General features: G+C 65.3%; 20 protein-coding genes. 16 read left to right on the plus strand and 4 right to left on the minus strand.

What is annotated here, in order from left to right; genetic code table 11:
* Nucleotides 1–273 precede the first annotated feature (273 nt).
* Nucleotides 274–894, minus strand: coding sequence for a hypothetical protein (locus tag MKW15_RS04460; RefSeq protein ID WP_240856374.1), 621 nt, complete (start codon nt 892–894; stop codon nt 274–276).
* A gap of 103 nt (nt 895–997) precedes the next feature.
* Here MKW15_RS04460 and MKW15_RS04465 point away from each other — a divergent pair, with 103 nt between their 5' ends.
* Nucleotides 998–1,630 (plus strand): DUF1707 SHOCT-like domain-containing protein, encoded by a 633-nt coding sequence (locus MKW15_RS04465; RefSeq protein WP_240856375.1) that lies wholly within the window; start codon nt 998–1,000, stop codon nt 1,628–1,630.
* Between the two features lie 34 nt (nt 1,631–1,664).
* Here MKW15_RS04465 and MKW15_RS04470 read toward each other — a convergent pair whose 3' ends face one another.
* On the minus strand, nt 1,665–2,600 hold the full coding sequence (locus MKW15_RS04470; protein ID WP_240856376.1) for an AEC family transporter: 936 nt from the start codon (nt 2,598–2,600) through the stop codon (nt 1,665–1,667).
* A 63-nt stretch (nt 2,601–2,663) separates the two neighbouring features.
* Here MKW15_RS04470 and MKW15_RS04475 point away from each other — a divergent pair, with 63 nt between their 5' ends.
* The 4 genes from MKW15_RS04475 to MKW15_RS04490 all read left to right on the plus strand — a co-directional run bounded on the left by MKW15_RS04475 (nt 2,664) and on the right by MKW15_RS04490 (nt 5,299).
* Nucleotides 2,664–3,326: a DUF4190 domain-containing protein gene (locus tag MKW15_RS04475; protein WP_240856377.1), complete on the plus strand. Its 663-nt coding sequence runs from the start codon at nt 2,664–2,666 to the stop codon at nt 3,324–3,326.
* 131 nt (nt 3,327–3,457) lie between these two features.
* Nucleotides 3,458–4,249 (plus strand): DUF4190 domain-containing protein, encoded by a 792-nt coding sequence (locus MKW15_RS04480; protein WP_240856378.1) that lies wholly within the window; start codon nt 3,458–3,460, stop codon nt 4,247–4,249.
* Nucleotides 4,250–4,395: 146 nt separating this feature from the next.
* On the plus strand, nt 4,396–4,569 hold the full coding sequence (gene rpmF / locus MKW15_RS04485) for a 50S ribosomal protein L32 (protein ID WP_240856379.1): 174 nt from the start codon (nt 4,396–4,398) through the stop codon (nt 4,567–4,569).
* A 181-nt stretch (nt 4,570–4,750) separates the two neighbouring features.
* Nucleotides 4,751–5,299, plus strand: a complete 549-nt coding sequence (locus MKW15_RS04490) for a DUF4190 domain-containing protein (protein WP_240856380.1) — start codon at nt 4,751–4,753, stop codon at nt 5,297–5,299.
* Nucleotides 5,300–5,636: 337 nt separating this feature from the next.
* Here the strand turns inward: MKW15_RS04490 and MKW15_RS04495 are convergent, their stop codons facing one another.
* A complete protein-coding gene (locus tag MKW15_RS04495; protein ID WP_240856381.1) occupies nt 5,637–6,407 on the minus strand; it encodes an SDR family oxidoreductase in 771 nt (256 codons plus the stop codon).
* A gap of 160 nt (nt 6,408–6,567) precedes the next feature.
* Between MKW15_RS04495 and MKW15_RS04500 the strand changes: the two genes are divergently transcribed.
* From MKW15_RS04500 to MKW15_RS04520, 5 genes are all read left to right on the plus strand, one after another.
* Nucleotides 6,568–7,518, plus strand: coding sequence for an AurF N-oxygenase family protein (locus tag MKW15_RS04500; RefSeq protein WP_240856382.1), 951 nt, complete (start codon nt 6,568–6,570; stop codon nt 7,516–7,518).
* Nucleotides 7,518–9,095 carry a 4Fe-4S binding protein gene (locus tag MKW15_RS04505; protein ID WP_240856383.1) on the plus strand — a complete coding sequence of 526 codons (1,578 nt, stop codon included), beginning with the start codon at nt 7,518–7,520 and terminating at the stop codon, nt 9,093–9,095. The genes MKW15_RS04500 and MKW15_RS04505 overlap by 1 nt, the downstream gene beginning before the upstream one ends.
* A 257-nt stretch (nt 9,096–9,352) precedes the next feature.
* Entirely contained in the window at nt 9,353–9,700 is a 348-nt protein-coding gene (locus MKW15_RS04510) for a molybdopterin oxidoreductase (RefSeq protein ID WP_240856384.1), read from the plus strand.
* Nucleotides 9,700–12,243 (plus strand): nitrite reductase large subunit NirB, encoded by a 2,544-nt coding sequence (gene nirB, locus MKW15_RS04515; RefSeq protein ID WP_240856385.1) that lies wholly within the window; start codon nt 9,700–9,702, stop codon nt 12,241–12,243. The genes MKW15_RS04510 and nirB overlap by 1 nt, the downstream gene beginning before the upstream one ends.
* The gene (locus tag MKW15_RS04520; RefSeq protein ID WP_240856386.1) at nt 12,240–12,563 is read left to right on the plus strand and encodes a Rieske (2Fe-2S) protein; all 324 of its coding nucleotides are present in this window, start codon (nt 12,240–12,242) and stop codon (nt 12,561–12,563) included. The genes nirB and MKW15_RS04520 overlap by 4 nt, the downstream gene beginning before the upstream one ends.
* A gap of 548 nt (nt 12,564–13,111) precedes the next feature.
* Here MKW15_RS04520 and MKW15_RS04525 read toward each other — a convergent pair.
* On the minus strand, nt 13,112–17,170 hold the full coding sequence (locus MKW15_RS04525) for a molybdopterin-dependent oxidoreductase (RefSeq protein ID WP_240856533.1): 4,059 nt from the start codon (nt 17,168–17,170) through the stop codon (nt 13,112–13,114).
* A 226-nt stretch (nt 17,171–17,396) separates the two neighbouring features.
* On the opposite strand from MKW15_RS04525, the gene MKW15_RS04530 reads away from it, so the two are divergent.
* From MKW15_RS04530 to MKW15_RS04555, 6 genes are all read left to right on the plus strand, one after another.
* Nucleotides 17,397–18,083 carry a response regulator transcription factor gene (locus MKW15_RS04530; protein ID WP_240856387.1) on the plus strand — a complete coding sequence of 229 codons (687 nt, stop codon included), beginning with the start codon at nt 17,397–17,399 and terminating at the stop codon, nt 18,081–18,083.
* 44 nt (nt 18,084–18,127) lie between these two features.
* The gene (locus MKW15_RS04535; protein ID WP_240856534.1) at nt 18,128–19,588 is read left to right on the plus strand and encodes a sensor histidine kinase; all 1,461 of its coding nucleotides are present in this window, start codon (nt 18,128–18,130) and stop codon (nt 19,586–19,588) included.
* 128 nt (nt 19,589–19,716) lie between these two features.
* The gene (locus MKW15_RS04540; RefSeq protein WP_240856388.1) at nt 19,717–21,474 is read left to right on the plus strand and encodes a trypsin-like peptidase domain-containing protein; all 1,758 of its coding nucleotides are present in this window, start codon (nt 19,717–19,719) and stop codon (nt 21,472–21,474) included.
* Nucleotides 21,475–21,511: 37 nt separating this feature from the next.
* Nucleotides 21,512–22,126, plus strand: coding sequence for a MogA/MoaB family molybdenum cofactor biosynthesis protein (locus MKW15_RS04545; protein ID WP_240856389.1), 615 nt, complete (start codon nt 21,512–21,514; stop codon nt 22,124–22,126).
* Nucleotides 22,127–23,153: 1,027 nt separating this feature from the next.
* Nucleotides 23,154–23,801 (plus strand): MspA family porin, encoded by a 648-nt coding sequence (locus MKW15_RS04550; protein WP_240856390.1) that lies wholly within the window; start codon nt 23,154–23,156, stop codon nt 23,799–23,801.
* Nucleotides 23,802–23,872: 71 nt separating this feature from the next.
* Nucleotides 23,873–24,532 (plus strand): MspA family porin, encoded by a 660-nt coding sequence (locus tag MKW15_RS04555; protein ID WP_240856391.1) that lies wholly within the window; start codon nt 23,873–23,875, stop codon nt 24,530–24,532.
* Nucleotides 24,533–24,607: the final 75 nt, after the last annotated feature.

The raw sequence follows: 24,607 nt of genomic DNA on the forward strand, positions 1-24,607 counted from the left end.
TTTGTGGTGCCGGTTCGCGCCGCCGACGATGATGCCGCCGCTGCGCACTCATGGCAACCACGTGGACGGATCGTGCGTCCATGCTCGACGATGACGCGCTTCCCACCTCGGCGGTTGGGTCGCTGATCCGAGAGGTTGGGTAACCGCCGCGGCGACCTGCGGAAATCTGTACCTGGGAGGCTGGCCACGTGCACAGTGCACGTGGTCTGGTTGAGGGGTACAGATTCCCGACGGGGTCGCGGTGCGTTCCCGCGGTTGGGCCAACCGGGTGACCTACGCGCTCGCCGACCGCGCACCGACCACCCACAGCACGATGCCGACGACGGTCAGAATGAAACCGAATCCGCCGCCGAACACCGCGAGCAGAATGCCGACGACACTCATCGCGATCTCGCCGGCGCTGAGTGCGGGCGCTGCGTAGGCGGGTCGATCACAGGTGATGGTGTAGGAGCCGCTCGCCTTGATCTCGACGGTGCGGAACGATTCGATCTGTTGACCGTCGTAGCCGAAGTTGGTGCTGACCTCCGAACCTCCGGTGACGTCGGCGGGACCGTCGAAGGTGCAGGTCGGGGTAACGCTGTCCTCGGGGGCGAACAGCTGCAACGAATCTCCATCGGAGAACGTGCGGGTCGTCGTCGTGTCGATGGCAAAGATGTCGTCGGCCTGGCCGGCGATCTTGCTGAACCCGATCACCGCGAGCACGATCCCGGTCGCGACGCAGGCCACGAGGATGATGGCGCCGATCCATGTCATCCACTTGCCGATTCGCTTCATTCGCGACCGGTTCTTCTTCGCCGGGACTGGCTGGAACGGTTGGTACGGGTTGGGGGTGTAGGGGGAAGGAGACGGAACCGGTGGGTGGTACGGGCCGTACGGCGGGCCGGGCGTACTCATCTGTCGTCTCCTGGGTAAGGGTTGTCTCGGGGCCTTATTCTGGGGGCCATTCTCCGGGTTTCCACGGTGGTCGTCGGCCGGAATCGACACTAGTGTCGGGATCGTGACCACTCCCGACCTTCCGTCCGACGACCGTCGCGCGCGTCTGCGAGCCGCCGATGCCGATCGCGAACTGGTGCACGAGATCCTGTCGGCCGCGATGGCGGGCGGCAACCTCTCGCCGGCCGAGTACGAGGAACGCGCCGGAAAAGCCGTTATGGCCAAGACTTTTGGTGACCTCGACGAACTCACCGACGATCTTCCGGTGGCCCAGCTCGGCGTCGCGTTGCCCACCTGGCCCGTGGTCGACACGACGCGCGGCACGCGGGTGACCGGCAGGGCGGACAGCCCGGCAATCGTTCGTCATCGGCTCGCGATCATGTCCGGCAGCGAACTCAAAGGGACCGCTCCCGTCGCCGGACACCTGAGTGCGACCGCGATCATGGGCGGGGTTGAGATCGACTTGCGCGAGGTCGAGTTCACCGAGCCCGTTCTGACGATCCAATGCGTGGCGATCATGGGCGGCGTCGACATCACCGTCCCGGAGGACGTGACCGTCGACGTCGGTGGTCTGGGCATCATGGGGGGTTTCGGTGGCGCGAACGCGACTGGCGCGCCTGGCGCACCGACGGTGCGCGTCACCGGTCTGGCGCTGATGGGCGGCGTCGACGTCAAACGTAAGCCGGTCGACGAGTAGGCAATTCGACTCGAGTCCTGGGCCGGTCAACCCGTCAGGCAAGCACCAGCGAGATGATCGCGATCGCCGGGATCGACGCGAGGGTGGTGATGAGCGCGGTGTCGCGCGCGAGGATCTGACCGCGCCGATATCGCGTCGCGTAGACCATCACGTTCTGCGCGCTCGGCAGCGCACCGATCACCACCTGCGCGAAGAGTTGATGCCCGGTCTGGCCGAAGCCCCAACGCGCGACGACGTAGACCAGCGCCGGCATGACGAGCATCTTCAGGGCGGTGGCGAGCGCGATGTCGCGTCGTGGGCTCTCGCCCTTCTTGAACACCGTCACACCGGTCAGGGAGAGTCCAAAGGCGAGCAATGCTCCTGGCACCGAGGCGTTTCCGAGCATCTTGAGGGGTTCGAGTACCGGTGCCGGCGGTATCCAGCCAATGAGCGAGACGACAAGTCCGGTCACCCCGCCGATGACGATCGGATTGGTCAGCGGGGTGACGACAGCGTCGCGCCACAGCGAGCGGTGCGCGCCACGATCGAGCGCCGTGAGGTCGAGGGCCAGGAGCGCGATCGGGGAGTAGATGAGGATCTGGAAAAGCAGCAGCGGCGCGATGAACGTCGCGTCGTCGAGCACGAAGATGGCGATCGGGAGCCCGAGATTCACGCTGTTGACGTACGACGACGACAACGCGCCGATGACCAGCTCCGGAACCGCGCGCCGCAGCCAGAATCGGGCGACGACCAGATAGATCAGCCCGATCGTCAGTGCGCTACCGCCCGCGATGACCAGGGTCGACGAGAAGATGACCGACAGATCCGAGGTCACCAGCGAATGGAAGAGAAGCGCCGGGGTGCAGACGAAGAACACCAGCCGCGACAGGACCTCGTGGGCGTGGTCGCCGAGTAGGCGTGTCCGTCCGAGCACGTATCCGATGCCCACCACGATGAAGATGACGGTGAACCCGGAAACCACGCCTGACACCAGCCGAGCTTATTCACTACCCTGAAATGCACATCAATCGGGCGATCGTGGAGGAGGGTCAGCGTGACCAACACGCCTGGACAGGGATCGGGCCACCAGGACGACGGATGGGTCTCGCTGAACAAGGACGCACCGGCGCAGCCCGCAACGCCGTACGCACCCACCGAGTTCTCGCCGACCTACCAAGCGCCGCCCACCTATCAAGCGCCCCCGACCTACCAAGCGCAGCCGACCTATCAGGACCCGTCGAGCGATCCGTACCTGGCCGGTTACGGATCCAATCCGCCGCTACCGCCGGTCGCGGCACCGGGGTCCGACGGCTACTACGGAGCAGCGTCGCCGAACCCGTACGGCCAGTACCCGTCGACACCCGGGTATCCGCAGTACCCGTCCCCTGTGCAGTACGGGGGATACGGGGCGACGCCCTATGGCTACGGGCAGCCGGTTGCACAAACCAACGGGAAGTCGACGGCCGCGCTCATCTGCGGAATCGTCAGCCTGGTCTGCGTTTTCCTGCTGAGTTGCTTTTCTCTCCCGATCTCGGGCCCCGCAGGCATCGTCGCACTGGTGATGGGAGTCAAAGCGCGACGCGAGATCGACGATTCAGCCGGCGCGCAGAGCGGCAGTGGAAACGCGTTGGCCGGTCTCATCACAGGTGGCATCGGTCTTGCGCTCTCGGTGATTTGCACAGTTCTTCTCATCGCGATCATTGCCGGGTCGTACTGACGACTGATTTTCGGCTGCTTTCCGAGGGGGATCGGAACAATCTTGACTAGGCTGTATCCGACGTGCCGCGCCTTGCGGTACCGATCCGTCTGCGCGTCTCGGGGAGCCGCGCGTTTCGAAAGGCCAAGCCGATGACGAACCCGACCGGCGACGAGGATCCGTTCAAGAAGAAGCCCACGGAACCCGAATCGTACGAGCCACCCGCCACGCCGTCCGGGGACGCGACGCGAGTGATCAAGACCGGACCGGGCGAGGGTTACCCACCGCAGGGCTCGCCGAGCAGCCCGCCCCCGCCGTCGTATGGCACACCGCAGCCACCCGCCGGTGGCTACGACGCCACCCGGGTCTCGCAGACACCGCCGCCGTCTTACGGATCGCCGTCCACGCCTTCGTCGGATCCGTCGCAGTACGGCGCTCCGCCGTCGTACGGTGCACCGGGCTCGACGCCGTCCTACGGCGCCCCCGGTTCGACGCCCTCCTACGGTGCATCGACGCCGTCCTACGGTGCGGACCCCGGCGCGTCGTCCGACCCGAACGTGCCGCCGTCCTATGGCACGCCGTCGTATGGCACCCCGCCCGCCAGCCCGTACGGTCAGCCCGGATACGGCGCTTCGGGTTACCCGGCAGCAGGCGCACCGGGGTACCCGGCGCAGGCGAAGAACAACCCTCTCGCAATCGCATCTTTGGTGTGCTCGATTGTCGGCTTGGTGTGCTGTGGCCTCACCGCCATCGTCGGCCTGGTTCTCGGCATCGTCGCACGCAAGCAGATCAAGGAATCCAACGGCACACAGACCGGCGACGGGATGGCGCTGGCCGGAATCATCATCGGCGCCATTGTGACCGTGCTGTTCATCATCTACTGGATTCTTGTGTTCGCCGGCGTGATCGGTAGCTTCGCCTTCGACACCAGCACCGACTACTGACAAGCCTCGTTTTGGAGGTTGCCGTCCTTGCCGGGTAGTCTGGTGAGGTTGTGTGACGCGCCCACCGGGCTGCAGGCGCACTGACCAGGGATCATCGCGCCAGCTGATCGATCCCAGACAGACCACCGTAGGAGAAGGGCTCAACCATGGCTGTACCGAAGCGCCGGATGTCGCGGGCCAACACCCGTAGCCGTCGTTCGCAGTGGAAGGCGGACAATCCCGCACTGCAAGAGGTGAAGGTGAACGGCGTCGTGCAGCGCATTCCGCGTCGTCTGGTCAAGGCTGCCCGTGCGGGCGTCATCGACCTGGACCGTCGCTGATCTAGAGCTGCCCGACGGTCGCGCCGCCGACCGTCGCGACAAACGAACCACCGACCGCCCCTGGGCCTTGTGCCCGGGGGCGGTCGTTCACGTGCGTGACCAACCGTTCGGATCGGTCATGGGCTGGTTACGATGACCGGGCACCACGTCGGTGCACCAACCAACGGGGGGACCAATCAGAATGCCCGAGTATTACGGCGGTTCGTCCGGTGATGATTCGTCGCAATGGGAGCCGACCCAGCTGAACCAACGACCGGTGACGCCGCCCCGCTTGGACAAGGGGACCCCGCCGCTCTCGATGCCGATCACGCCTCCGCCGGTGTCGGGATCGCTGCCTCCGTTGCCCCCGCCGTCGTCTGCTGCGCTACCGCCGGTGCCGGCCTACGGCGCGCCGTCCGTGCAACCGTACGGTGCTCCGTACTACGGACAGCCGGCGTACGGGCCGCCGGTAGTCATTGCCCCGGTGCGCCGGACCAACGCGATGGCGATCACCGCGCTCGTGGTGTCGCTCGCCGGGTGTGGGTGTCTCAGCTGGTTGGGGATCGTGTTCGGCCTCATCGCGCGCAATCAGATCAAGAACTCCAACGGAACCGAAGAAGGCGACGGGCTGGCCATCGCCGGGATCATCATCGGTGCGATCGCACTTGTCGGAATCCTGGCGTACTTCGTCATCAACGTGATCTATCTGGGTCTGGTCGTCGGCGCATCGTCGACGTCGACCGACTACTGATGCGAAGTGTTCGGCGACCACCGCGCTGAACTGGGCAAATGCGATAGTGTCGTGCCGCAAAATCTAGGGGAGGAACTTCGTCCCCGGGTTTCGTAGTCGTCCGCGAGAATTTTCCGGGGGAGGACTCCAAGGCCAGGGGAGGAAGTTTCGTCCCCTACTTTTCGTGGGGCGCCTGCTTCTGTCGTCGCGTTCGGCGGAACGCGACGACAGGTGACTGAGATCGGGCCGTGAGCGAGTGCTTCCGGGAAATACCCGGAGGACCACCGTCAGGGGCCCGATCCTGGCCACCGGCCCGACCCACCTTCCTGCCCCCACGATCGCCGCCGCCGGCCGGTTCCTACTGGGCGATGAACTTGTTGACGGCGCGGTTGAGGAAGTTCGGGATGAACTTGGCCGCGTTGCCCAGCACCAGGGTCTGGGTACCGACGCCGTAGCTGGTCCGGTGCAGCAGCTTGTCCTGGCGGGTGGGATGTACTGACTCCCACACCTTGTCGGCGACCTGCTCGGGCGTGATCCGGATGCCCAGGGTCTTGGTCGACTTGGCGTCGGCGGCGGCCAGCGCGGTCTTGGCCCACAGCGGCCAGATGCTGACGACGCGGATGTCGTCGGGCTCCCACTCGAGTTCGAGCGCCTCGGTCAGGCCGGCGACAAAGAACTTGGTGGCGCTGTACACGGCGATGTCGGGCTGCCCGTAGATGGCCGACGCCGAGGCGATGTTGACCAGGTGTGCACCGGGCGTCGCCTTCAGGTACGGGTGCGCGGCCTGAGCCCCGAGGGCGACGCCGAGCGCGTCGATGTCGATCTGGCGCTTGATCGCGTCGGGGGAGATCTCGGTCAGCGGACCCTCGTGCAGGATGCCCGCGTTGTTGTCGAGGACATCGAGCGTGCCACCCGTCGCCTCGGTGAACTCACCGAGCGCGTGCGCCCACTGGGCCTCGTCGCGGACGTCGAGTTCGCCGACGATCCAATCGGGGTGGTTCGCCTTGACCTTGTCGAGCGCGTCCTTGTTGACGTCGTAGACACCGATCGTCCATCCCTCCCGGTCGAAACGCTCCGCGGTGGCCAGTCCGATGCCCGCTGCGCCGCCGGTGATGAAAATCGATGACATATCCGTCTCCTGCCTTCTGACCTGCGTCGATGAGGTCCTCGGTCTAACTTACTCGCCAGTATATTCCTGTGCCTGTTTACTCGGTCACAGCCCGGTGCTATCTTGACAACAAGCATTGTCATAACATCACACGTTGTCACGATTACTGGAGGCGAATCAGATGACTGCCGCTATGGACCGCACCCACGCCGGTGAGCCGCAGGCGCCCATCGACAACGTCGTGAGCATGCATGACCAGGGCACCCAGGAAGTGTCCGAGCGTCTTCTCGCGTCGGCCGCGCGGCTGTCGCGCAATGCGATGACCGAGATCGACTGGTCGCTGCCGATGGACCCCACCAAGTACGGCTGCAGCCCGGAATGGTCGTCGCTGTACGGGACGGCGTACTGGGATGAACTCACCGAGGAGCAGCGGATCTCGGTGACCCGCCACGAGTTCGCGTCGATCATGAACATCGGCATCTGGTTCGAGATGATCCTGCAGGAGATGGTGATCCGCGACCAGTACCTCGGCGCGTATCACAGCCCCGAATTCCAGTTCGCGCTCACCGAGATCGCCGACGAGTGCCGCCACTCGATCATGTTCGCCAAGGCGTCGGAGAAGATGGTCGGAACCTCCTACAAGCCCACCAAATGGGTTGGGCGCCTGGGTAAACTGTTCAAGCGAACCGCGAGGAACGAGGTCGCCTACGCTGGCATCCTGGTCGCCGAGGAAGTGCTCGACGTCTTCCAGCGCGGCTGCATGCGCGACGACCGGGTGCTGCCGTTCATCCGCACCGTCAACGAGATCCATGTGCTCGAGGAATCGCGCCACATGAAGTTCGCGCGCGAGGAAGTGCGCGAGTCGATGCAGGGTGTCGGCTGGTTCCGACGCCAGTTCAGCGCCCTGTATGTTGCGCTCGGCGCCTACTTCATCGTCTCGAGTCTGTTGCAGCGCAAGGCCTTCGAGGATGCGGGACTCGACGCGGACCGTGCGGTCGCGGAGATGAACTCCAACTCGCACTTCCAGTCGATGGTCCGGTCGAGTTGCGTGCATCTCATGGAGTTCCTCGACGAGGTGGGACTCCTGACGCGCCCGGCTATGCGTTACTACCGGAAAGTGCACATGCTCTGATGTTCGTCATCACTCAATCCTGCTGCAGCGACGCAGCATGCGTCTCGGTGTGCCCGGTGAACTGCATCCACCCGACGCCCGAGGAACGCGGGTTCGGCAGCTCCGACATCCTGCACATCGATCCCGAGGCGTGCATCGATTGCGGCGCATGTGCAGATGCCTGCCCGGTCGACGCGATCTACCCGGCCGACCGTCTCGGCGCCCGCGATCAGGTGTTCATCGAGATCAATGCCGACTATTACAAGAACAACGCCGACGTGAAGTCCGGCTGGGGTCCGGTGAGCTACCCAGAGATTCCGAAGCTCCCTGCGGGACTGCGGGTTGCGCTGGTCGGTACCGGGCCGTCGGGTGGCTACGCGCTGCGCACCCTGCTGGACCGGACCGAGGCGCACGTCACCGTCCTCGACAAGCTGCCAACACCGGGTGGACTCGTTCGTGCCGGGGTGGCCCCCGACCATCCCGGCACGAAAGGGGTGTTGCGTGGATTCGACCTGCTCTACCGCGACCCGCGCGTCACCATGCTCACCAATGTGACTGTGGGCAAGGATATCTCGCCCGACGAACTCGCCGACCACTTCGACGCGGTGTTCTACGCGGTCGGTGCGAGCGAGTCACGTCGCCTGGGTATCCCCGGCGAGGATCTGCCCGGCTCGACGTCGGCCACCGAACTCGTGGCCTGGTACAACGCGGTCCCGGGAGCCGAGCAGGGTCCGCCCATTCGTCGTGGTTCCGACGATGATCCGGCCACCGGTCGGGCGGTGGTCGTGGGAACCGGCAACGTCGCGCTCGACGTCGCACGCATTCTGGTGTCGCCGCCGGAGTTGTTGGCCACCACCGACATCGCCGACCGCGCGCTCGACATCCTGCGGGAACAGAACGTCCACGAGGTGGTTCTGCTGGGTCGTCGGGGTCCCGAGGACGCCGCCTACACGGCAGCGGAATACCGTGCGCTGTCGGAGATCCCGGGCGTCGACGTGGTGGTCCACTCCGGAGGTGACGTGCCCGACCTGACCGGTCCGGCCGACCCGAGTCGTCGTCGAATCGTGTTCCTGTTCCATACCACTCCTGAGTCGATTGTCGGGGATGAGCGAGTGGAATCGGTGAACCTGCGGTCGGGCGAACACCGCCATTCCGTTGCCACCGACCTCGTGGTGCGCTCCATCGGATACCGCTCCACACCGATCAAGGGCCTCGCCTTCGACGACAAGCGCGGCATCTTCCCCAACGTCGACGGTCGGATGACCGACGTTTCCGGCGACGTCATCCCCGGCGTCTACGTGCTCGGCTGGGCCAAGCGCGGCCCGAGCGGCGGCATCGGCGCAAACAAGATGTGTGCACAGGCGACGGTCGAGGACTTCATCGCCGACGCCGCGTCGGGCGCCCTGCGCAGGACCACGCGTAATCCGGGCGAGTTCCAGGCGCTCATCCGACGCCGCGTGCGGCGCGTGATCGGCTACCGCGGCATGCGCGCCATCGACCGTTCCGAACGCCGACGCGGCGCCGAACAGGGCCGCCCCCGTGTGAAGTTCACCCAGGTCGCCGACATGGTCGGTGCGGCGGGGTGGCGCAAGCGCTGACAGTTCGCTCCCCGAGGTGCCTCTCCCGCTGTGGTGCCCCCTCCCGCTCCCGGAGGTGCCCGAGGCGCCAGCCGAGGGATCGAAGGGCTGGTGAGACAACGCTCTCAGCTCACCAACGGGCTTCGAGGCTCGCAAGCTCGCGCCTGCGCAAGCGGGGGCTCTACGCACAGTCGACGCGCGGTGCAGTGAGGGCCTGACAACGCCCCCGTAACATCGCCGCAAGTGGCATTTCACGCGTACTCGGGATAGTGGCGGGTATGTCCAGCACTCCGCACTTCCTCCAGGGCGTGTTCGCGTTCGCCGGGTCCGGGCTCACCAAACCCGGCCCCATCGACCCGTCGCTGACGTACACGGTGCCATCTGGCCTGACGGCGCAGCCACTCTACTTTCGTGGCGGCAACAGCTCCGATGACCTCATCTACGTCACGCTCATGCGCGACGGTTCGCCGATGCGGATTTTCCCGATGGGTGCCAAGTCGTCGGTGAATGTGCCGCTGCGCGTCGTGGAGGACGTCGACCCCGACAGTGTCCTGGAACTCGTGCTCGCAGCGCCGGAGGGCACCAGCGGCGAAGTTGTGATCGACTTCGGGATGGTCACCTTCTGATGCAGCCGTCGAACTGGGACCCGGACGCAGCGCCCAAACGCCGGCTGGTGGTGGTCGGCAACGGTATGGCCGGGGCGCGCACCGTCGAAGAGATTCTCGCGCGCGGGGGCGGCGACCAGTTCTTCATCACGATGATCGGCGACGAGCCGTACGGCAACTACAACCGAATCATGTTGTCGCATGTGCTGTCCGGCGAAACCTCCACGGACGACGACGACCTGATGCTCAACCCGATGGCCTGGTACTCCGAGAACGGGGTCACGCTGCATGCCGGCGACCGTGCCGAATCCATCGACCGGTTCGCCAAGAGCGTGCGGTGCGAGAGCGGTCGGATCATCGGGTTCGACGTCCTGATCATCGCGACCGGATCGCACACGTTTTTTCCCAACATGGACGGCCTGCGCGAGCCCGACGGCCGACTTGCGCGCGGGGTCTTCGGTTTTCGCACCATCGAGGACACCAACGGAATGCTGCAGATGGCGACTTCGCGCGATCACGTGAAGGCGGTGGTGATCGGCGGCGGACTGCTCGGTCTGGAGGCTGCCTACGGTCTCAAGACGCAGGGCGTCGATGTCGACGTGGTGCATTCGCCCGGCCACTTGATGAATCAGCAGCTCGACGAGCGCGGTGGTCGGGTGTTGCGCAACAAGATCGAGGAACTCGGGGTCGGGGTGCTCACCGGCAAACGCACGACCTCGGTACTGCGCGCCGACGACGGCACGGTCGCGGGTGTGGGCTTCACCGACGGCGGTTCGCTTCCCGCGGACATGATCGTGGTGACCGCCGGCATCCGGCCCAACGTCGAGATCGCTCGCGGTGCCGGATTGGTGGTCGAACGCGGGATCGTGGTCGACGATCAGATGCGTTGCGAAGACGAGGCATTCATCTACTCGGTCGGCGAATGCGCGCAGCACCGTAGCGAGGTCTACGGTTTGGTGGCTCCGCTGTGGGAGCAGGCGGTGGTCCTGGCCGATGTCATCACCGGAGCGAATCCTGCTGCGGAATATCATGGTTCGCGCCTGACGACGAAGTTGAAGGTCGCCGGCGTGGACGTCGCGGCGATGGGTGTCAAAGGGCCCGAACGCGACGACGACGAGTTCGTCCAGTTCTACGAACCGCGCAGCGGTATCTACAAGAGTGTCGTGGTGCGCGACAACAAGCTCATCGGCGCAATGCTGCTCGGCGACATCTCGAAGGCCAGCTTCCTGACCCAGGCTTTCGACGAGAAGGTGCCGCTGCCCGACGAGCGCATCTCGATGCTCTTCGATCTCGGAACACCCAGCGCGGCAACGGGTGCCGCCGAGCTGTCCGACGACGTCCAGGTCTGCAACTGCAACGGCGTCACCAAGGGTGACATCGTGGCGTGCGTCGCGTCGGGCTGCACCAGCGTCAGCGACGTCTGCGCCAAGACCCGCGCCGGAAAGGGCTGCGGCTCATGCAAGGGTCTGGTCGCCGACATCGTCGAGCTTGCGGCCGGTGACGCGCTGACCGTCGACAAGTCCGCGGACTGGTACGTGCCATGCATCCCGCTGACCAAACCTGAACTCATCGAAGCCATTCGACGACAGGACCTCCGGTCGGTCACCGACGTGTTCGCCGCGTTGGCACCCGACGGTGAGGACGCGGCCGCCAAGATGCCACTGGCGTCGCTGTTGCGGGTGATCTGGGGCGCGGAGTGGAAACGTGAGCCGGGAGCGTTGTTCGTCAACGACCGTGTGCACGCGAACATCCAGCGCGACGGCACGTTCTCGGTGGTTCCCCAGATGAAGGGCGGCGTCACGTCGCCAGAGCAACTGCGCAAGATCGCGGATGTGGCCGAGAAGTACGACATCCCGATGATCAAGGCGACCGGCGGTCAGCGCCTCGACCTGCTCGGCGTGAAGAAGGAAGATCTGCCCAAGGTGTGGGCCGACCTGGGCATGCCGTCGGGGTACGCCTACGGCAAGAGCTTCCGCACCGTGAAAACTTGTGTGGGAACCGACTATTGCCGGTTCGGTCTCGGCGATTCGACTCAGCTCGGCATCGACATCGAGACGCGTTATCAAGGCCTGGAGTCACCCGCGAAGCTGAAACTCGCAGTCACGGGGTGTCCGCGCAACTGTGCCGAAGCGCTGTGCAAGGACTTCGGGGTCGTCGCCATCGGCGATGGGAAGTGGGAGATCTACGTCGGTGGTGCGGCCGGGGCGCACATCCGCAAGGGTGATCTGCTCGCCACGGTCGATTCACCCGACGAGGTTGTCCGGTTATGCGGCATCTTCATTCAGCACTACCGCGAGACCGGAAAGTGGTTGGAGCGCACCTACGCGTGGGTGCCGCGGATCTCGATCGAAGAGTTGCGAGCCATTCTGGTCGACGACCGTGACGGTCTGGTCGCCGGGCTTCAGGAGCGCATCGAGGAAGCAGTCGCCGGCTACGTCGACCCGTGGCTCGATCGCGTCGAACCGAAGTCGCCGGCCCAGTTCACGCCTGCGCTACCGCTGTTGCCGCTCCCTGCGGTTCCTGCGCGCGGTGCCCGACCGTCCCCGGAGGTGGTTGCACGATGACCGTCGTGTCGAGCGGAACGGCTGTGGTCCTGGGTCTGATGGAAGACCTGATGGTCGGGGAGGGCCGGGCATACTCGGTCCAGGGCAAACAGATTGCCGTGTTCCGGATGACCGACGGCACGTTGCGCGCCACCGACGCGATCTGCCCCCACAACGGCGGACCACTCGCCGACGGCCAGTTCGACCTCGGCACCATCGTCTGTCCGCTGCACCAATACGCCTTCTCGTTCGGCGACGGAACGTGCCGGAACGGGGCGGTCGGGTCGGTGACGGTCTACCGGGTGGAAGACCGCGACGGCGAGATCGTCGTGTGGTTGTGATCCGCCGAGCGCTGCCTGACTCGAAGAGTTCCGTGACTGGCTCGCTGACCTGGGCAAATGCGTCATGCCGTGCTCGAAAAATCTAGGGGAAGAGTTTCTTCCCCGGGGTTCACAGTCGTCCCCCAGATAATTCGCGGGGAGGACTCCAGGGGTCGGGGAAGAAGCTCCTTCCCCTACTTTTTGTGGGGCGTGTGTTCCCCGCGTCGCGGTCGGCGGAACGCGATGACCGACGATCGGTGATTGAGATCGGGCCCGTCAGCGTCCGCTTCCGGGAAGTACCCGGAGGACCACCGTCAGGGGCCCGATCCTGGCCATCGGCCCGACCCACCTTCCCGCCTCCACGATCGCTGACGACGTCGGCGACCGGGCCGCTGAGCTGGGCAAATGCGCTTGCTTCGTGCCGAAAAATCTAGGGGAAGAACTTCCTCCCCTAAGTTCCAAGTCCTCCCCGCGAAATCTCTGACGGAGGACTCCAAGGGTAGGGGAAGAGTTTCTTCCCCTATTTTTGTTGCGGCAGTGGTGGTGGCGGCAACTGAGGCAGCAGTAGGTCAGTACACGTCCCGAATGTAGCGTTTGTCGGCGGCGAGGGCTTTGACGTAGGATTCGGCGCTCTTCGCTGAGCGTCGACCATGCTGTGCGACAATCCCTTTGAGAGCGGCGTCGACATCCTTGGCCATGCGCGACGCGTCGCCGCAGACGTAGACGTGGGCGCCGTCGTGCAGCCACTGGTAGAGCTCTTCGCCGTGTTCGCGCATGCGGTCTTGGACGTAGATCTTGCGATCCTGGTCGCGGGAGAAGGCGACGTCGAGGCGGGTGAGCACGCCGTCGGAGAGCATCGAGGTGAGCTCGTCGCGGTAGTAGAAGTCGGTGGCGGAGTACTGCTCGCCGAAGAACAGCCAGTTGGGTCCGTTGTGGCCCAACGCTTCACGCTCGCGAAGGAAGCCGCGGAACGGTGCGATCCCGGTGCCCGGACCAATCATGATCATCGGCGTGTCCGGGTCGGCGGGCGGACCGAAGTGGGTCGACTTGGTGACATACAACCCCACGTCCTCGGCATCGGCGTGATCGGCGAGGAACGTCGAACAGACGCCGCCGCGCGGGGTGCCGAACATGTTGTAGCGCACGGCCGACACCGTCAGCTGCACTTCCTCGGGATCTTCCAGCGGGCTCGACGAGATCGAATATGACCGTGGCACCAACGATTTGAGCGCAGCAATCCACTCGGGGGCGGTGGCGCGTGCCGGATACTGGGCGAGGACGTCGACGCTCTGTCGGCCCCACATCCAGCGATTGAGTGCATCCTTGTTGCCCGGAGCCACGAGGTCACGCAGCTCCGACGACCCGCTGCGTTCGGCGACCAGACGCACGAAGTCGGGTGTCACCTTCGCGAAGTCGACACGCTCCCGTAGAGCTCGGCGCAGTGTCATGGTGTCGCCGTCGGGAAGGTCGACCATCTCGTTCTCGTCGAGCTTGGTGAGGCTGAGCCACTCGTCGATCAGCGTGTGAGTGTTCAACGGCCAGACACCCAGCGCATCGCCGGTGTCATAGCGAAGAGTGTCCGGAGGGATGCGAAACCCGAAGTTGCGCACGTCTTTCCCCGAACCATCACCGTTGAGTTTGACGTTGCGGGTCAGCGCGGTCACCAGCGGCTGCTTGCGCGAGTAGGCCGGCGCCGTGCGGATCGACGGTGCTGCCGAGGAGTCGGCGGGTTCGCTGACCACCACGACCTTGTCGTCGGTGGCCGTCCCTTCGACAACTGGTCCGTGCATGCTGATCGCTCGGATCACGCTGTCGAGCCAGCCGCCCGCTGATTCTTCGAAGTCCGGTTCGCAATCGACACGGTCGACGATCCGCCGACCGCCGAGTTCGGCGATCTTCTCGTCGAGTTTGCGTCCGTGGCCACAGAAGTCGTCGTAGTTGGAGTCGCCGAAGGCCAGTACGGAGAAGTCGACGCCCGACAGGTCGGGCGCACCCTCGGTGTTCAAGCTGTCCCAGAAGGCGCTTCCGTTGTCCGGTGGTTCGCCGTCGCCAGTGGTGGAGGTGACGAACAGGGTTGTCCCGGAAAGGGTTGCGACGTCGACCTCGTCCATCGATTTCGCGGTGACCGTCCGCCCGGTGTCAGACACCTTGTCGGCCACCGACGTCGCGTAGTCCTCCGCGGCCCCCATCTGCGACGCCCACAGCAGGGTGACGGTATCCACAGAACTGTCATCGGCAGAAGCGGAATCAACAGACACGGCCGATGTAGAGCGCGCAAATCGACCGGCGAGCACCCCGCCGACCCACATCCGTACTTCCTCGCGGATCGGCGCATCGGACGGAATGGTCGGTACACCAACCGGTTCCGCGCCGATCCCGGCGGCAAGCCCGGCCACATACAGCTTCTCGGACGCAGTCAGCTCAGGCGCGGAAATCCCGGCAACGCCCAGAGCGTCGGACAGACTCGAGTGCGGCACTGACATGGACTCCTCAACTACGACGGCGGTTGCGACCTTGGTGAGCGTCACCGCGCAGACCTTGAACTCGGGTTGTTGCGACGCGGCGTCGACGGCGTCGGAGGTGACCGCGTTGATGGCGTAGTGCTCGCCGAACATGTCGTTCCAATGGAATGGCACAAAGCAATTGCCCGGACGGACGCGGTCGGACACCCTGGCGGGCAACACCGCTCGCCCGCGCCGGGACGCGATCTCGACCGTGTCCCCGGTCGACACCTCCATCGCCGACGCATCGTCGGGATGCAGTTCGACGAACGGGTCGGGGTTGAGCTTGTTCAGTTTGGCCACTCGGCCGGTCTTGGTCATCGTGTGCCACTGGTGGGGCAGCCGACCGGTGTTGAGCAGGAACGGGTAATCGTCGTCGGGCATCTCGACAGGGTCGATGTGCGGCCGCGCGAAGAACTGCGCGCGCCGATTGGGTGTGGCAAAGGCCAGACGCGGCACCGAGCCGTCCGCGGCGTGATGGAGCGTCTGACTCCGACCGTCGTTCAAATAGCGGATCGGATTGCGCGCACCACCGTCGGTGGGGTCCGCATCCGGCGGGCACGGCCACTGCATCGGGGTTCGACGCAGGCCGTCGTAGGTGACGCCGCGAATGTCGTAACCCGTTCGGGGGTTGGCGAATTGCTTGATCTCCTCGAAGATATCCTCGGCGCTCGAGTAGTCGAAGGCGTCGGCGTAACCCATCTCCGACGCGATGCGGGCGATGATCTGCCAGTCCGGGATCGCCTGTCCGGGCGGCGGGAGCGCGGGTTCGAACAGTGTGAGGTTGCGTTCGGAATTCACCATCACGCCGGTGGATTCGGTCCACAGCGTCGCCGGGAGCACGACGTCGGCGTAGGCGTTGGTCTCGGTCTCGGCAAACGTGTCCTGCGTGATGACCAGCTCGGCTCGTTCCAGCCCCTCGATGACTGTCTTTCGATTGGCCACGGAGGCAACCGGATTGGTGCAGATGACCCAGCACGCGCGAATCTCGCCGTCGGCCATGCGGTTGAACATGTCGATGGTGCCGCCGCCGACGTCGGTGCGCAACGTACCGCGTGGCACACGCCAGACGTCTTCCACGAAGTCGCGGTCGGCGTCGGAGATCACGGCACGCTGACCGGGCAGACCCGGTCCCATGTACCCCATTTCGCGACCGCCCATCGCATTGGGCTGGCCGGTCAGCGAGAACGGTCCGCTGCCGAGTCGGCAGATGGCGCCGGTGGCGAGGTGAAGGTTGATGAGCGCGTTGGTGTTCCACGTTCCGTGTGTCGACTGGTTGAGACCCATCGTCCAGCAGCTCATCCAGTTGCCCGCGGTGCCGATCATCTCCGCCGCCCGGCGCAGGTCGTCCTCGGCGACACCGGTCAACTCGGCAACCACGTCTGGCGAGTACGAAGCAGAGAAGTCCGGCATCTGCTCGAAGCCGTCGGTGAAGTCGGCGATGAACTCGTCGTCGGTGTGCCCACCGGCGATGAGCAGGTGCAGGATTCCGTTGAGGAGCGCGAGGTCGGAGCCTGAGCGAACCTGCAGGAACAGGTCGGCCTTGTCGGCGGTCGCGGTACGACGCGGATCCACCACAATCAGCTTCGCTCCGGCCTTGACGCGGTCCATCATGCGCAGGAACAAGATCGGATGGCAGTCGGCCATGTTGGCGCCGATGACGAAGAAGACGTCGGCGTGGTCGAAGTCCTGATACGACCCGGGCGGGCCGTCGGACCCGAGCGACTGCTTGTAGCCGGTGCCGGCGCTGGCCATGCACAGCCGGGAGTTGGATTCGATCTGGTTGGTGCCGATGAATCCCTTGGCCAGTTTGTTGGACAGGTACTGCGCCTCCAGTGACATCTGACCGGAGACGTAGAGCGCGACGGCGTCGGGCCCGTGCTCGTCGATGATGCTGCGCAGACGGTGTGCGGTGTCGGTGATGACCTCATCGAGATCTGCCGAGGTGAGTTCGTCACCGCGTCGCGGACGCACCAGCGGCGTCTCGAGTCGACCACCCCCGGCGAGCATGTCCGCGGTGGTGGAGCCCTTGGTGCAGAGCCGGCCGAAGTTGGTGGGGTGGTCGGTGCGTCCGACGGTCTTGGTGACGATCGGCAGACCACCGTCGTCGGCGACCTGCAGCTTCATACCGCAACCCACGCCGCAATAGGCGCACAGCGAGTCAACGGTTGCAGCGGTCACGCACTCCAGCGTCGGAAATCCATGTTTCTGGACTCAAAGGGCCCGGTTACGCAGCAGTCAACTTGCCCTCACAGCGGCCGCGAGCCCCTGTGCGTACCAATTGAGAACCCCAGGTCAGTCGTTTACGGCGTTGCTCAGCGACATCTCAGTCGTTACGGATAAGACTGTAGGTATGCGCATCCTTGTGGTCGACGACGATCGGGCGGTCCGTGAGTCGCTGCGTCGTTCGCTCAGCTTCAACGGGTATGCGGTGGACACCGCGGGCGACGGAATCGAGGCACTGGAGAAGATCGTCTCCGACCGTCCCGATGTCGCGATCATGGACGTGATGATGCCGCGCCTCGACGGTCTCGAGGTGTGTCGTCGTCTGCGTTCGGCCGGTGACGACCTGCCCATCCTGGTCCTGACCGCCCGCGACACCGTCTCCGAGCGGGTCAGCGGCCTCGACGCCGGCGCCGACGACTACCTGCCCAAACCGTTCGCTCTGGAGGAATTGCTCGCTCGGCTGCGCGCGCTGCTGCGTCGGGCCGCCCCCGAGGACGACGCCGATTCGGAGACGTTGCGCTTCGCCGACCTCTCCCTGGATCCGGTGACCCGCGACGTCGTGCGGGGTGAACGCCACATCAGCCTCACGCGCACCGAGTTCGCGCTGCTGGAGATGCTGATGGCCAACCCGCGCCGGGTGCTGTCGCGCAGTCGCATCCTGGAGGAGGTGTGGGGTTACGACTTCCCGACCTCGGGCAATGCGCTCGAGGTGTACGTCGGCTACCTGCGGCGCAAGACGGAGGCCGACGGTGAGGAACGTCTGATCCACACCGTGCGCGGCGTCGGCTATGTCCTTCGGGAGACGCCTCCGTAGTGGCCGGCGGAAATACCCCGTCCGGGCATCTCTCCGATTGGTCGATGCGCCGGGCGATGCGTTCCGGGCGTGACGAGAACCGCGAGATGCGCGCCCCGATTCCCCTCACCCGGGCCGTGTCGTTGCGTGTGCGCGTCACGATGCTGTCGGCGACGGTCGTGCTCGTGTCCGTGAGTCTGATGGCCGCCGCCGCCTACTTCGTGGTGTACCGCGCGATGTACAACGAGGTCGACAAACAACTCGAGAGCCGAGCCGACGGCATGACGGCGCTGGCCAAGACCGGGTTGCTCAACGAGCGTCCCGAATCTCTCGTCGCCGGCACCGTGTTCTCCACCAACATCTCGGTGGCCCTCGTCCGCCCGACGGGGCAGACGTATCTGATCGGCCAGGTGCCGTTCGAGAAGGTCGAGCGGGACGTCGCACGGTCGAAGAACACGCCCGGCAACAACCGGCAGAGCCTGCGAACCGTGGGCAATCAGCGGGTGCTCGCACGCAAACTCGACGACGGGAACACGCTGATCCTGGCGCAGAGTCTGTTGCACACCGACCGGGTGCTCAAACGGTTGGCGTGGGTGTTGTTCGTCGTCGGCTGCGGGGGTGTCGCGTTGGCCGCGCTGGCCGGCACGGCGGTGGCGCGGGCGGGTCTGCGCCCGGTCGCGCGGCTCACCAGGGCGGCCGAAAGAGTGTCGCGCACCATGGATCTCACACCGATTCCGGTGTCGGGCAACGACGAGCTGGCGCGGTTGACGGAGAGTTTCAACACGATGCTCGGCGCGTTGGCCACCTCCCGCGACCGGCAGGCCCGACTGGTTGCCGACGCCGGCCACGAACTGCGCACACCGCTCACGTCGTTGCGTACCAACCTCGAATTGCTGATGGCCGCGAGCGAGCCGGGCGCACCGGCCATGCCCGTCCAGGACATGGTGGAACTGCGCTCGGACGTGATGGCCCAGATCGAGGAACTGTCCACTCTGGTGGGCGATCTGGTGGATCTGGCCCGCGAGGATGCGCCCGAGGTGGTCTACGAGGAGGTCGATCTCGTCGTCATCATCGAGCATGCGCTCGAACGGGTTCGACGCCGACGCAGCGACGTCGAGTTCCAGACCAACCTCACGCCATGGTTCGTGTTCGGCGAGGAGCACGGTCTGAGTCGCGCGGTGCTCAACGTGCTCGACAACGCCGCCAAGTGGAGTCCGCGGGGGCGTGCGGTGATCGTCGAACTCAATCAGGTGGGCATCTCGACCGCCGAACTGACCGTCGCCGACGCGGGGCCGGGCATTCCGGTGGAGGACCGTGAGCTGGTGTTCGAGCGCTTCTATCGGTCGACGCAGTCGCGGTCGATGCCGGGTTCGGGACTCGGACTGGCCATCGTCCGTCAGGTGTTGATGCGCCACGGCGGTTCGGTGACCGCGGAGCAATCCGACCTCGGCGGTGCACTCATTCGAATGACTTTGCCGGGTCGGGCGACGCCGGCGGAACCATCGCCGCAAGTGGTTCGTCAGTAAAGAAGGACGGCCGCGGTGATCAACGCCTGTGTGATGACTCGCTGTGGCCGGATCGGCATACCACTAGTGTTGTGCGTGTTCACTGACGTGCCGGTGAAACATCGGTACCGGGGAGAAAGAGACAGCAGATGACGACTGGCGGTTCGCAGGGTAGCGGCCCGTTCGGCGACGACCGGCTCCAGAACGCCCGGGAGGGCGCACGGCCGGACGACGCCGGGCAAGCCCCGGAGACGGTGTCGGCACCCCAGGATGGGCCGTCGGAACCGTCGACGCCTGCCTACGGCCTGGACAAGGTCACGGGGTCGGAATCCCCGACCGCCGCGGTTCCGGGTTCGGAGGCGGCCACTAATGCCCACGGAACCAACCTCCCGCCGCGTCCGCCGCAGGACTACAGCGCACCGCAGTACGGAACTCCTGGCACACCCGGCAACGAGGCACCTGGCGCCGCCAGCTACGGACACCATTCGCGGCCCGGCGGTTACGGCCAGCCCGATCCGAATCCGTTCGGCCAGTCAGGTCCCGCGCCCGCGTACCGGCCAGGCCCGACGCACGCGTTCGGCCAGCCCGGTCCGACGCCCCAACCCGGCCCGACTGCCCAGCCTGGTCCGACTGCCCAGCCAGACCCGACGACCGCGTTCGGCCAGTCGGGTCCCACCCAGGCCTATGGCCAGCCCGGTCCGACGCACGCCTTCGGCCAGCCCGGCTCGACGCCGCCCGGCACCCGGCCGGAAACCGCAGGTCTGGCACCGGTCGGCGATCCGTACGGCGCACCCGAGCCAGCGAAGAAGAAGCGGTCGGGCGTCGGCAAGACCCTGCTGGTGATCGGTGCCGTGCTGCTCGCACTGGTGGCCGGTGGCATCGGCGGTTTCCTCAGCGCCAAGGTCTTCGACTCCGACAGCGACCTCGCGTCCAACAACCGGCCGCTCGGCGGCGACAAGAGCACCGACCAACCGGCCGCGCCCCCAGGGTCGGTGCAGGACGTGGCGGCCCGCGTCCTGCCATCGGTGGTGTCGATCGATGTCACCGAGGGCAGCCAGTCGGGTGAGGGGTCGGGCGTCGTCATCGACTCCAATGGCGTGATCATGACCAACAATCACGTGATCAGTGCTGGTGGCAGCCGTCCCGCGAGCCAGGTGACGGTGGACTTCTCCGACGGTACGCGCGCCCCGGCCCGCGTTCTCGGCGCCGACCCGATCTCCGACATCGCCGTCATCAAGGTCGAGCGCACCGGTCTCAAGCAGATCGACATCGGCACGTCGAGCAACCTCGCCGTCGGGCAGGACGTCATCGCCATCGGGTCGCCGCTGGGCCTGGCCGGCACCGTGACCACCGGCATCATCAGTGCCCTCAACCGTCCGGTGTCGACGTCTCGGGAGGGTGGCACTGCCTCGGTGATCGACGCCATCCAGACCGACGCCGCGATCAACCCGGGCAACTCGGGTGGTGCGCTGGTCAACGCTCGCGGTGCGCTGATCGGTGTGAACACCGCCATCGCGACCCTCGGCGGCAGTGAGCAGCAGCAGACCGGCAGCATCGGCCTCGGGTTCGCGATCCCGATCGACCAGGCGTATCGCGTGGCGAAGCAGCTGCAGGAGACCGGTAAGGCCACGCACGCCGGGATCGGTGTGACGGTGCGACCCAACACCGACCCCAACAACCCCGGCGCACTGGTCAACGACGTGACCCAGGGTGGCCCGGCCGACGACGCCGGAATCCCGAAGGGCGCGGTCATCACCAAGGTCGACGATCGCATCATCACCTCCGGCGATGCGCTGGTGGCGGCGATCCGTTCGTACGCACCCGGCGACGTGGTGACCGTCGAATACACCTACCAGGGGCAGACCAAGACCACGCGCGTGACGCTCGCCGAGCTGCCCACCAGTTGATCCGATACCCACGTTCGAGCTCTCGAAAGGTGTACAGATGACCGCCGATTCCGCTTCCCGCTTTGTGACCGACGCGGCCGACGCCGGTGACGTGGATCCGGCCGACGTGATGGCCGCCGATGCCGCCGCCCGCGAGTTCGTGGCACGGCACCCCGACGGTTCACCCGAGGTGACCGGTGAGGTCGGTCGGGCGCTCGTGGTGGTGGTCGACGACGAGGCCGCCCACGGCGACGACCATCGCCTGCTCGGTCCGTTGGTGGGAGAGCTGTTGGCGGAGGCCGGTTTTCACGTCGACGCGACCGTGGTGGTGTCGTCCGACGAAATCGAGATCCGCAACGCGCTGAACACCGCGGTGATCGGCGGCGTCGACCTGGTTCTGTCTGTCGGCGGTGTCGGTGTCGGGGCTCGCGACGTGACCCCCGAGGCGACCGAACCTCTGTTGGATCGGCGTCTGGAGGGCATCGAAGAGGCCGTCCGGAGTTCCGGGCTCGCCGCAGGCGCCACCGACGGTGGTCTGTCGCGCGGTCTGGCCGGCATCTCCGGTCAGACGCTCGTCGTCAACATCGCGAATTCCCGTGCAGCCGTGCGCGATGGCATGGCCACCGTCGCGCCGCTCGCCAAGTTCGTCATCGAGAGCATCAGCGAGTTCTGACTCCCCGCCCCTAGGGTGTGAGGAGCGCAAGCCCCCTCCGCTCCTTGGGCCCTCTCCGCTCCCTGAGGTGCGAGGAGCGCTAGCGAGCGACGCCGTTTACCGCTCCCTGAGGTGCGAGGAGCGCTAGCCGCCGGGCTGAGGAGCCCCATGCGAGGTACGAGCACGGAGCGTCTCGAAGTCGACGAGCCTCGAAGGGCTCGCAAGCCGACATTGTCAGCAACCACCGCCCACGGCTCCCTCACTGTTCTCGACCCTGCTGGTTGAGTAGCGTCTCGCGAGCCTGCGAGCCAGGCGCGTATCGAAACCACGGCGAGCCGACAATGTCAGCAACCACCGAGCGGGTTGGACGATTTTGTCGATCGATAGATTCTTGACGAAAACGTATGCGTGCGACGACGATCGGGCGTAGTGGAGTGAACAGTAGGTGAAGAGTCAATGCCGAGTAGCGCCGATCACACTGAAAAACCGTGCGTGAGCAGTGACGCTAACGATCGTTCGCGCGGTGTGCAGCGTCGTCGGATGCGCGACGATGTCTTCGGAAATGACCTACCGAACACGACTTCCGACGAACGTGATGAAGATCACAGTGGGCACTCGCGAGAATGGTACGAATCACAGCGTCCGCCTCATTACGAGTGACGCATATATGTACTGACATGCCCGCAGCAGCGTGTTTTCCTTCCGTTAACATTTCCGAATCTACTAATGACAAATGTCCGATTCGTGATCGCAAGTACCGAGTTACGACACGGTTGATTCCTCCTGTTGCCGGTACAGATATCGACCCGATAACGTTCGCCTCGACAACGCTCGGTGCCCAATGTCGGGAACCAGGGGGGAGTCCTGCGATCTGTCGCGAGTGACGACGCAGCAGTGACCAGGGTTCACGGATCCTCACCTTACTTAAGCCATGCGTAAGTTGTGGCTTAGGAGATACTGTGAGGTTTCGGGGACGACCCGAGGGTCATCAACTTGTGGATGCGCATGCATTCATAGGAGAACAGCCGAATCCTGTGAGAGGGAACGAATGAGCAAGTTCAGCAAGCTTGGGCTGCGCCGCGTCGTCGGCGCGGCCGCCATCGCATCGGTGGCGGCCCTGGGCCTGGCCGGTATGGGGGCAGGCGATGCAGCAGCCGTTGCGCTGCCGAATGGTTACAAGAAGGCCACCGGCGTCGACGGTGAGGTTGTGCAGACCTGGCGTACCGGCGAAAGTGCCTACGCGATCGGCACTGTCGCCAACAACCCGACCGCCCGCGGATTCGTTCTCTCGGGCAACTACCAGACGAAGGCATCGTCCGGAGTCAATGGCAACATTGCCGTGAAGTACATCGTCGGATGCCAGGTCGATGTCAGTGGTCTCGAGCTGGGACTGGGTGGTTCGCTCGACATCGTCACCCCGTCGGGTGGCGTCTCCGGCTCTTTGACACTGCCGCTCTCTCCGGGGCAGGTCGCCATCGTGGACATCACCGACAAGGACTTCGACGCCGGCAAGGCCATGAGCATCCAGCTCTCGCAGCTCTCCTTCAAGCTCAACGGATGCGCCGGATACGCCTCGGCACGTTCGGCAGTCAAGGTGATCGCCGCCAAGGGTTACAACACCGACGACGGCACCGTGAACGGCGAGGGCACCCTCATCCAGTCCACCCTGTACGGCAAGCCCTTCAGCATTAACTGACCGGGCGCAGATAACACTCACTCTCTGATTTATCTGCCCTGAGCAGATCTCTAATTCCACGAAGGGGAATCATGAAGAAGAACATCACCCGCCGTGTGGTCGCCGGTGCGGCCATCACCGGCGCTGCCGTGATGGGTATCGCGGGCCTGGGCGACGCTCCGGCCCACGCGGGCAAGCTGCCCGGCGGCACGATCACCAAGACCCTGGCCGATGGCACCAAGGTCACCGTCACCCTGTTCGACCAGTACGCCAATTACCAGCGTGCCGTCACCAATGTCCAGACCTCGCGTGAGGTCTGGGTCACCGGCAAGGTGCGAGTCAGCATCAATGGCAAGCAGGCCGACGGTGGCTCCATCAAGGTCGGATACGACGTGGGCTGCCAGGTGACCTTCGGCGCGGGCGCCGGAGCTGGAGCGGGATACACCCAGGGCGGAGACGACGAAGGTCCTTCGGCCGGTGGTGACGCAAGTGTCACCCTAGGCCCCGGCCAGGTCAGCACCGTGTGGGTCATCAACACCACCTCGGGCGACAGCACTGCGTACAAGGACTACGAGGTCAACGACTACACCTTCAAGGGCAACAAGGGTGGCGTTGTGTATAGCCAGGAGAAGTTCGGCGTCGATGGTTGCGCCGGCTACGCCGCGGCTCGTCCGCGCGTCCAGGTGACCGTCTCCACCGATTCGGTGAAGAGCGTCACCGTGCTCAACGGCAAGCCGTTCAGCATCGGCTGATCTACACCAGTTCTGACCGAAGGGCGGGAATCCGAAAGGGTTCCCGCCCTTCGGCGTATCTGCCTTCCGCTGATG

The organism is Gordonia gummivorans (genome assembly GCF_022513585.1).
Classification (GTDB): Bacteria; Actinomycetota; Actinomycetes; order Mycobacteriales; family Mycobacteriaceae; genus Gordonia.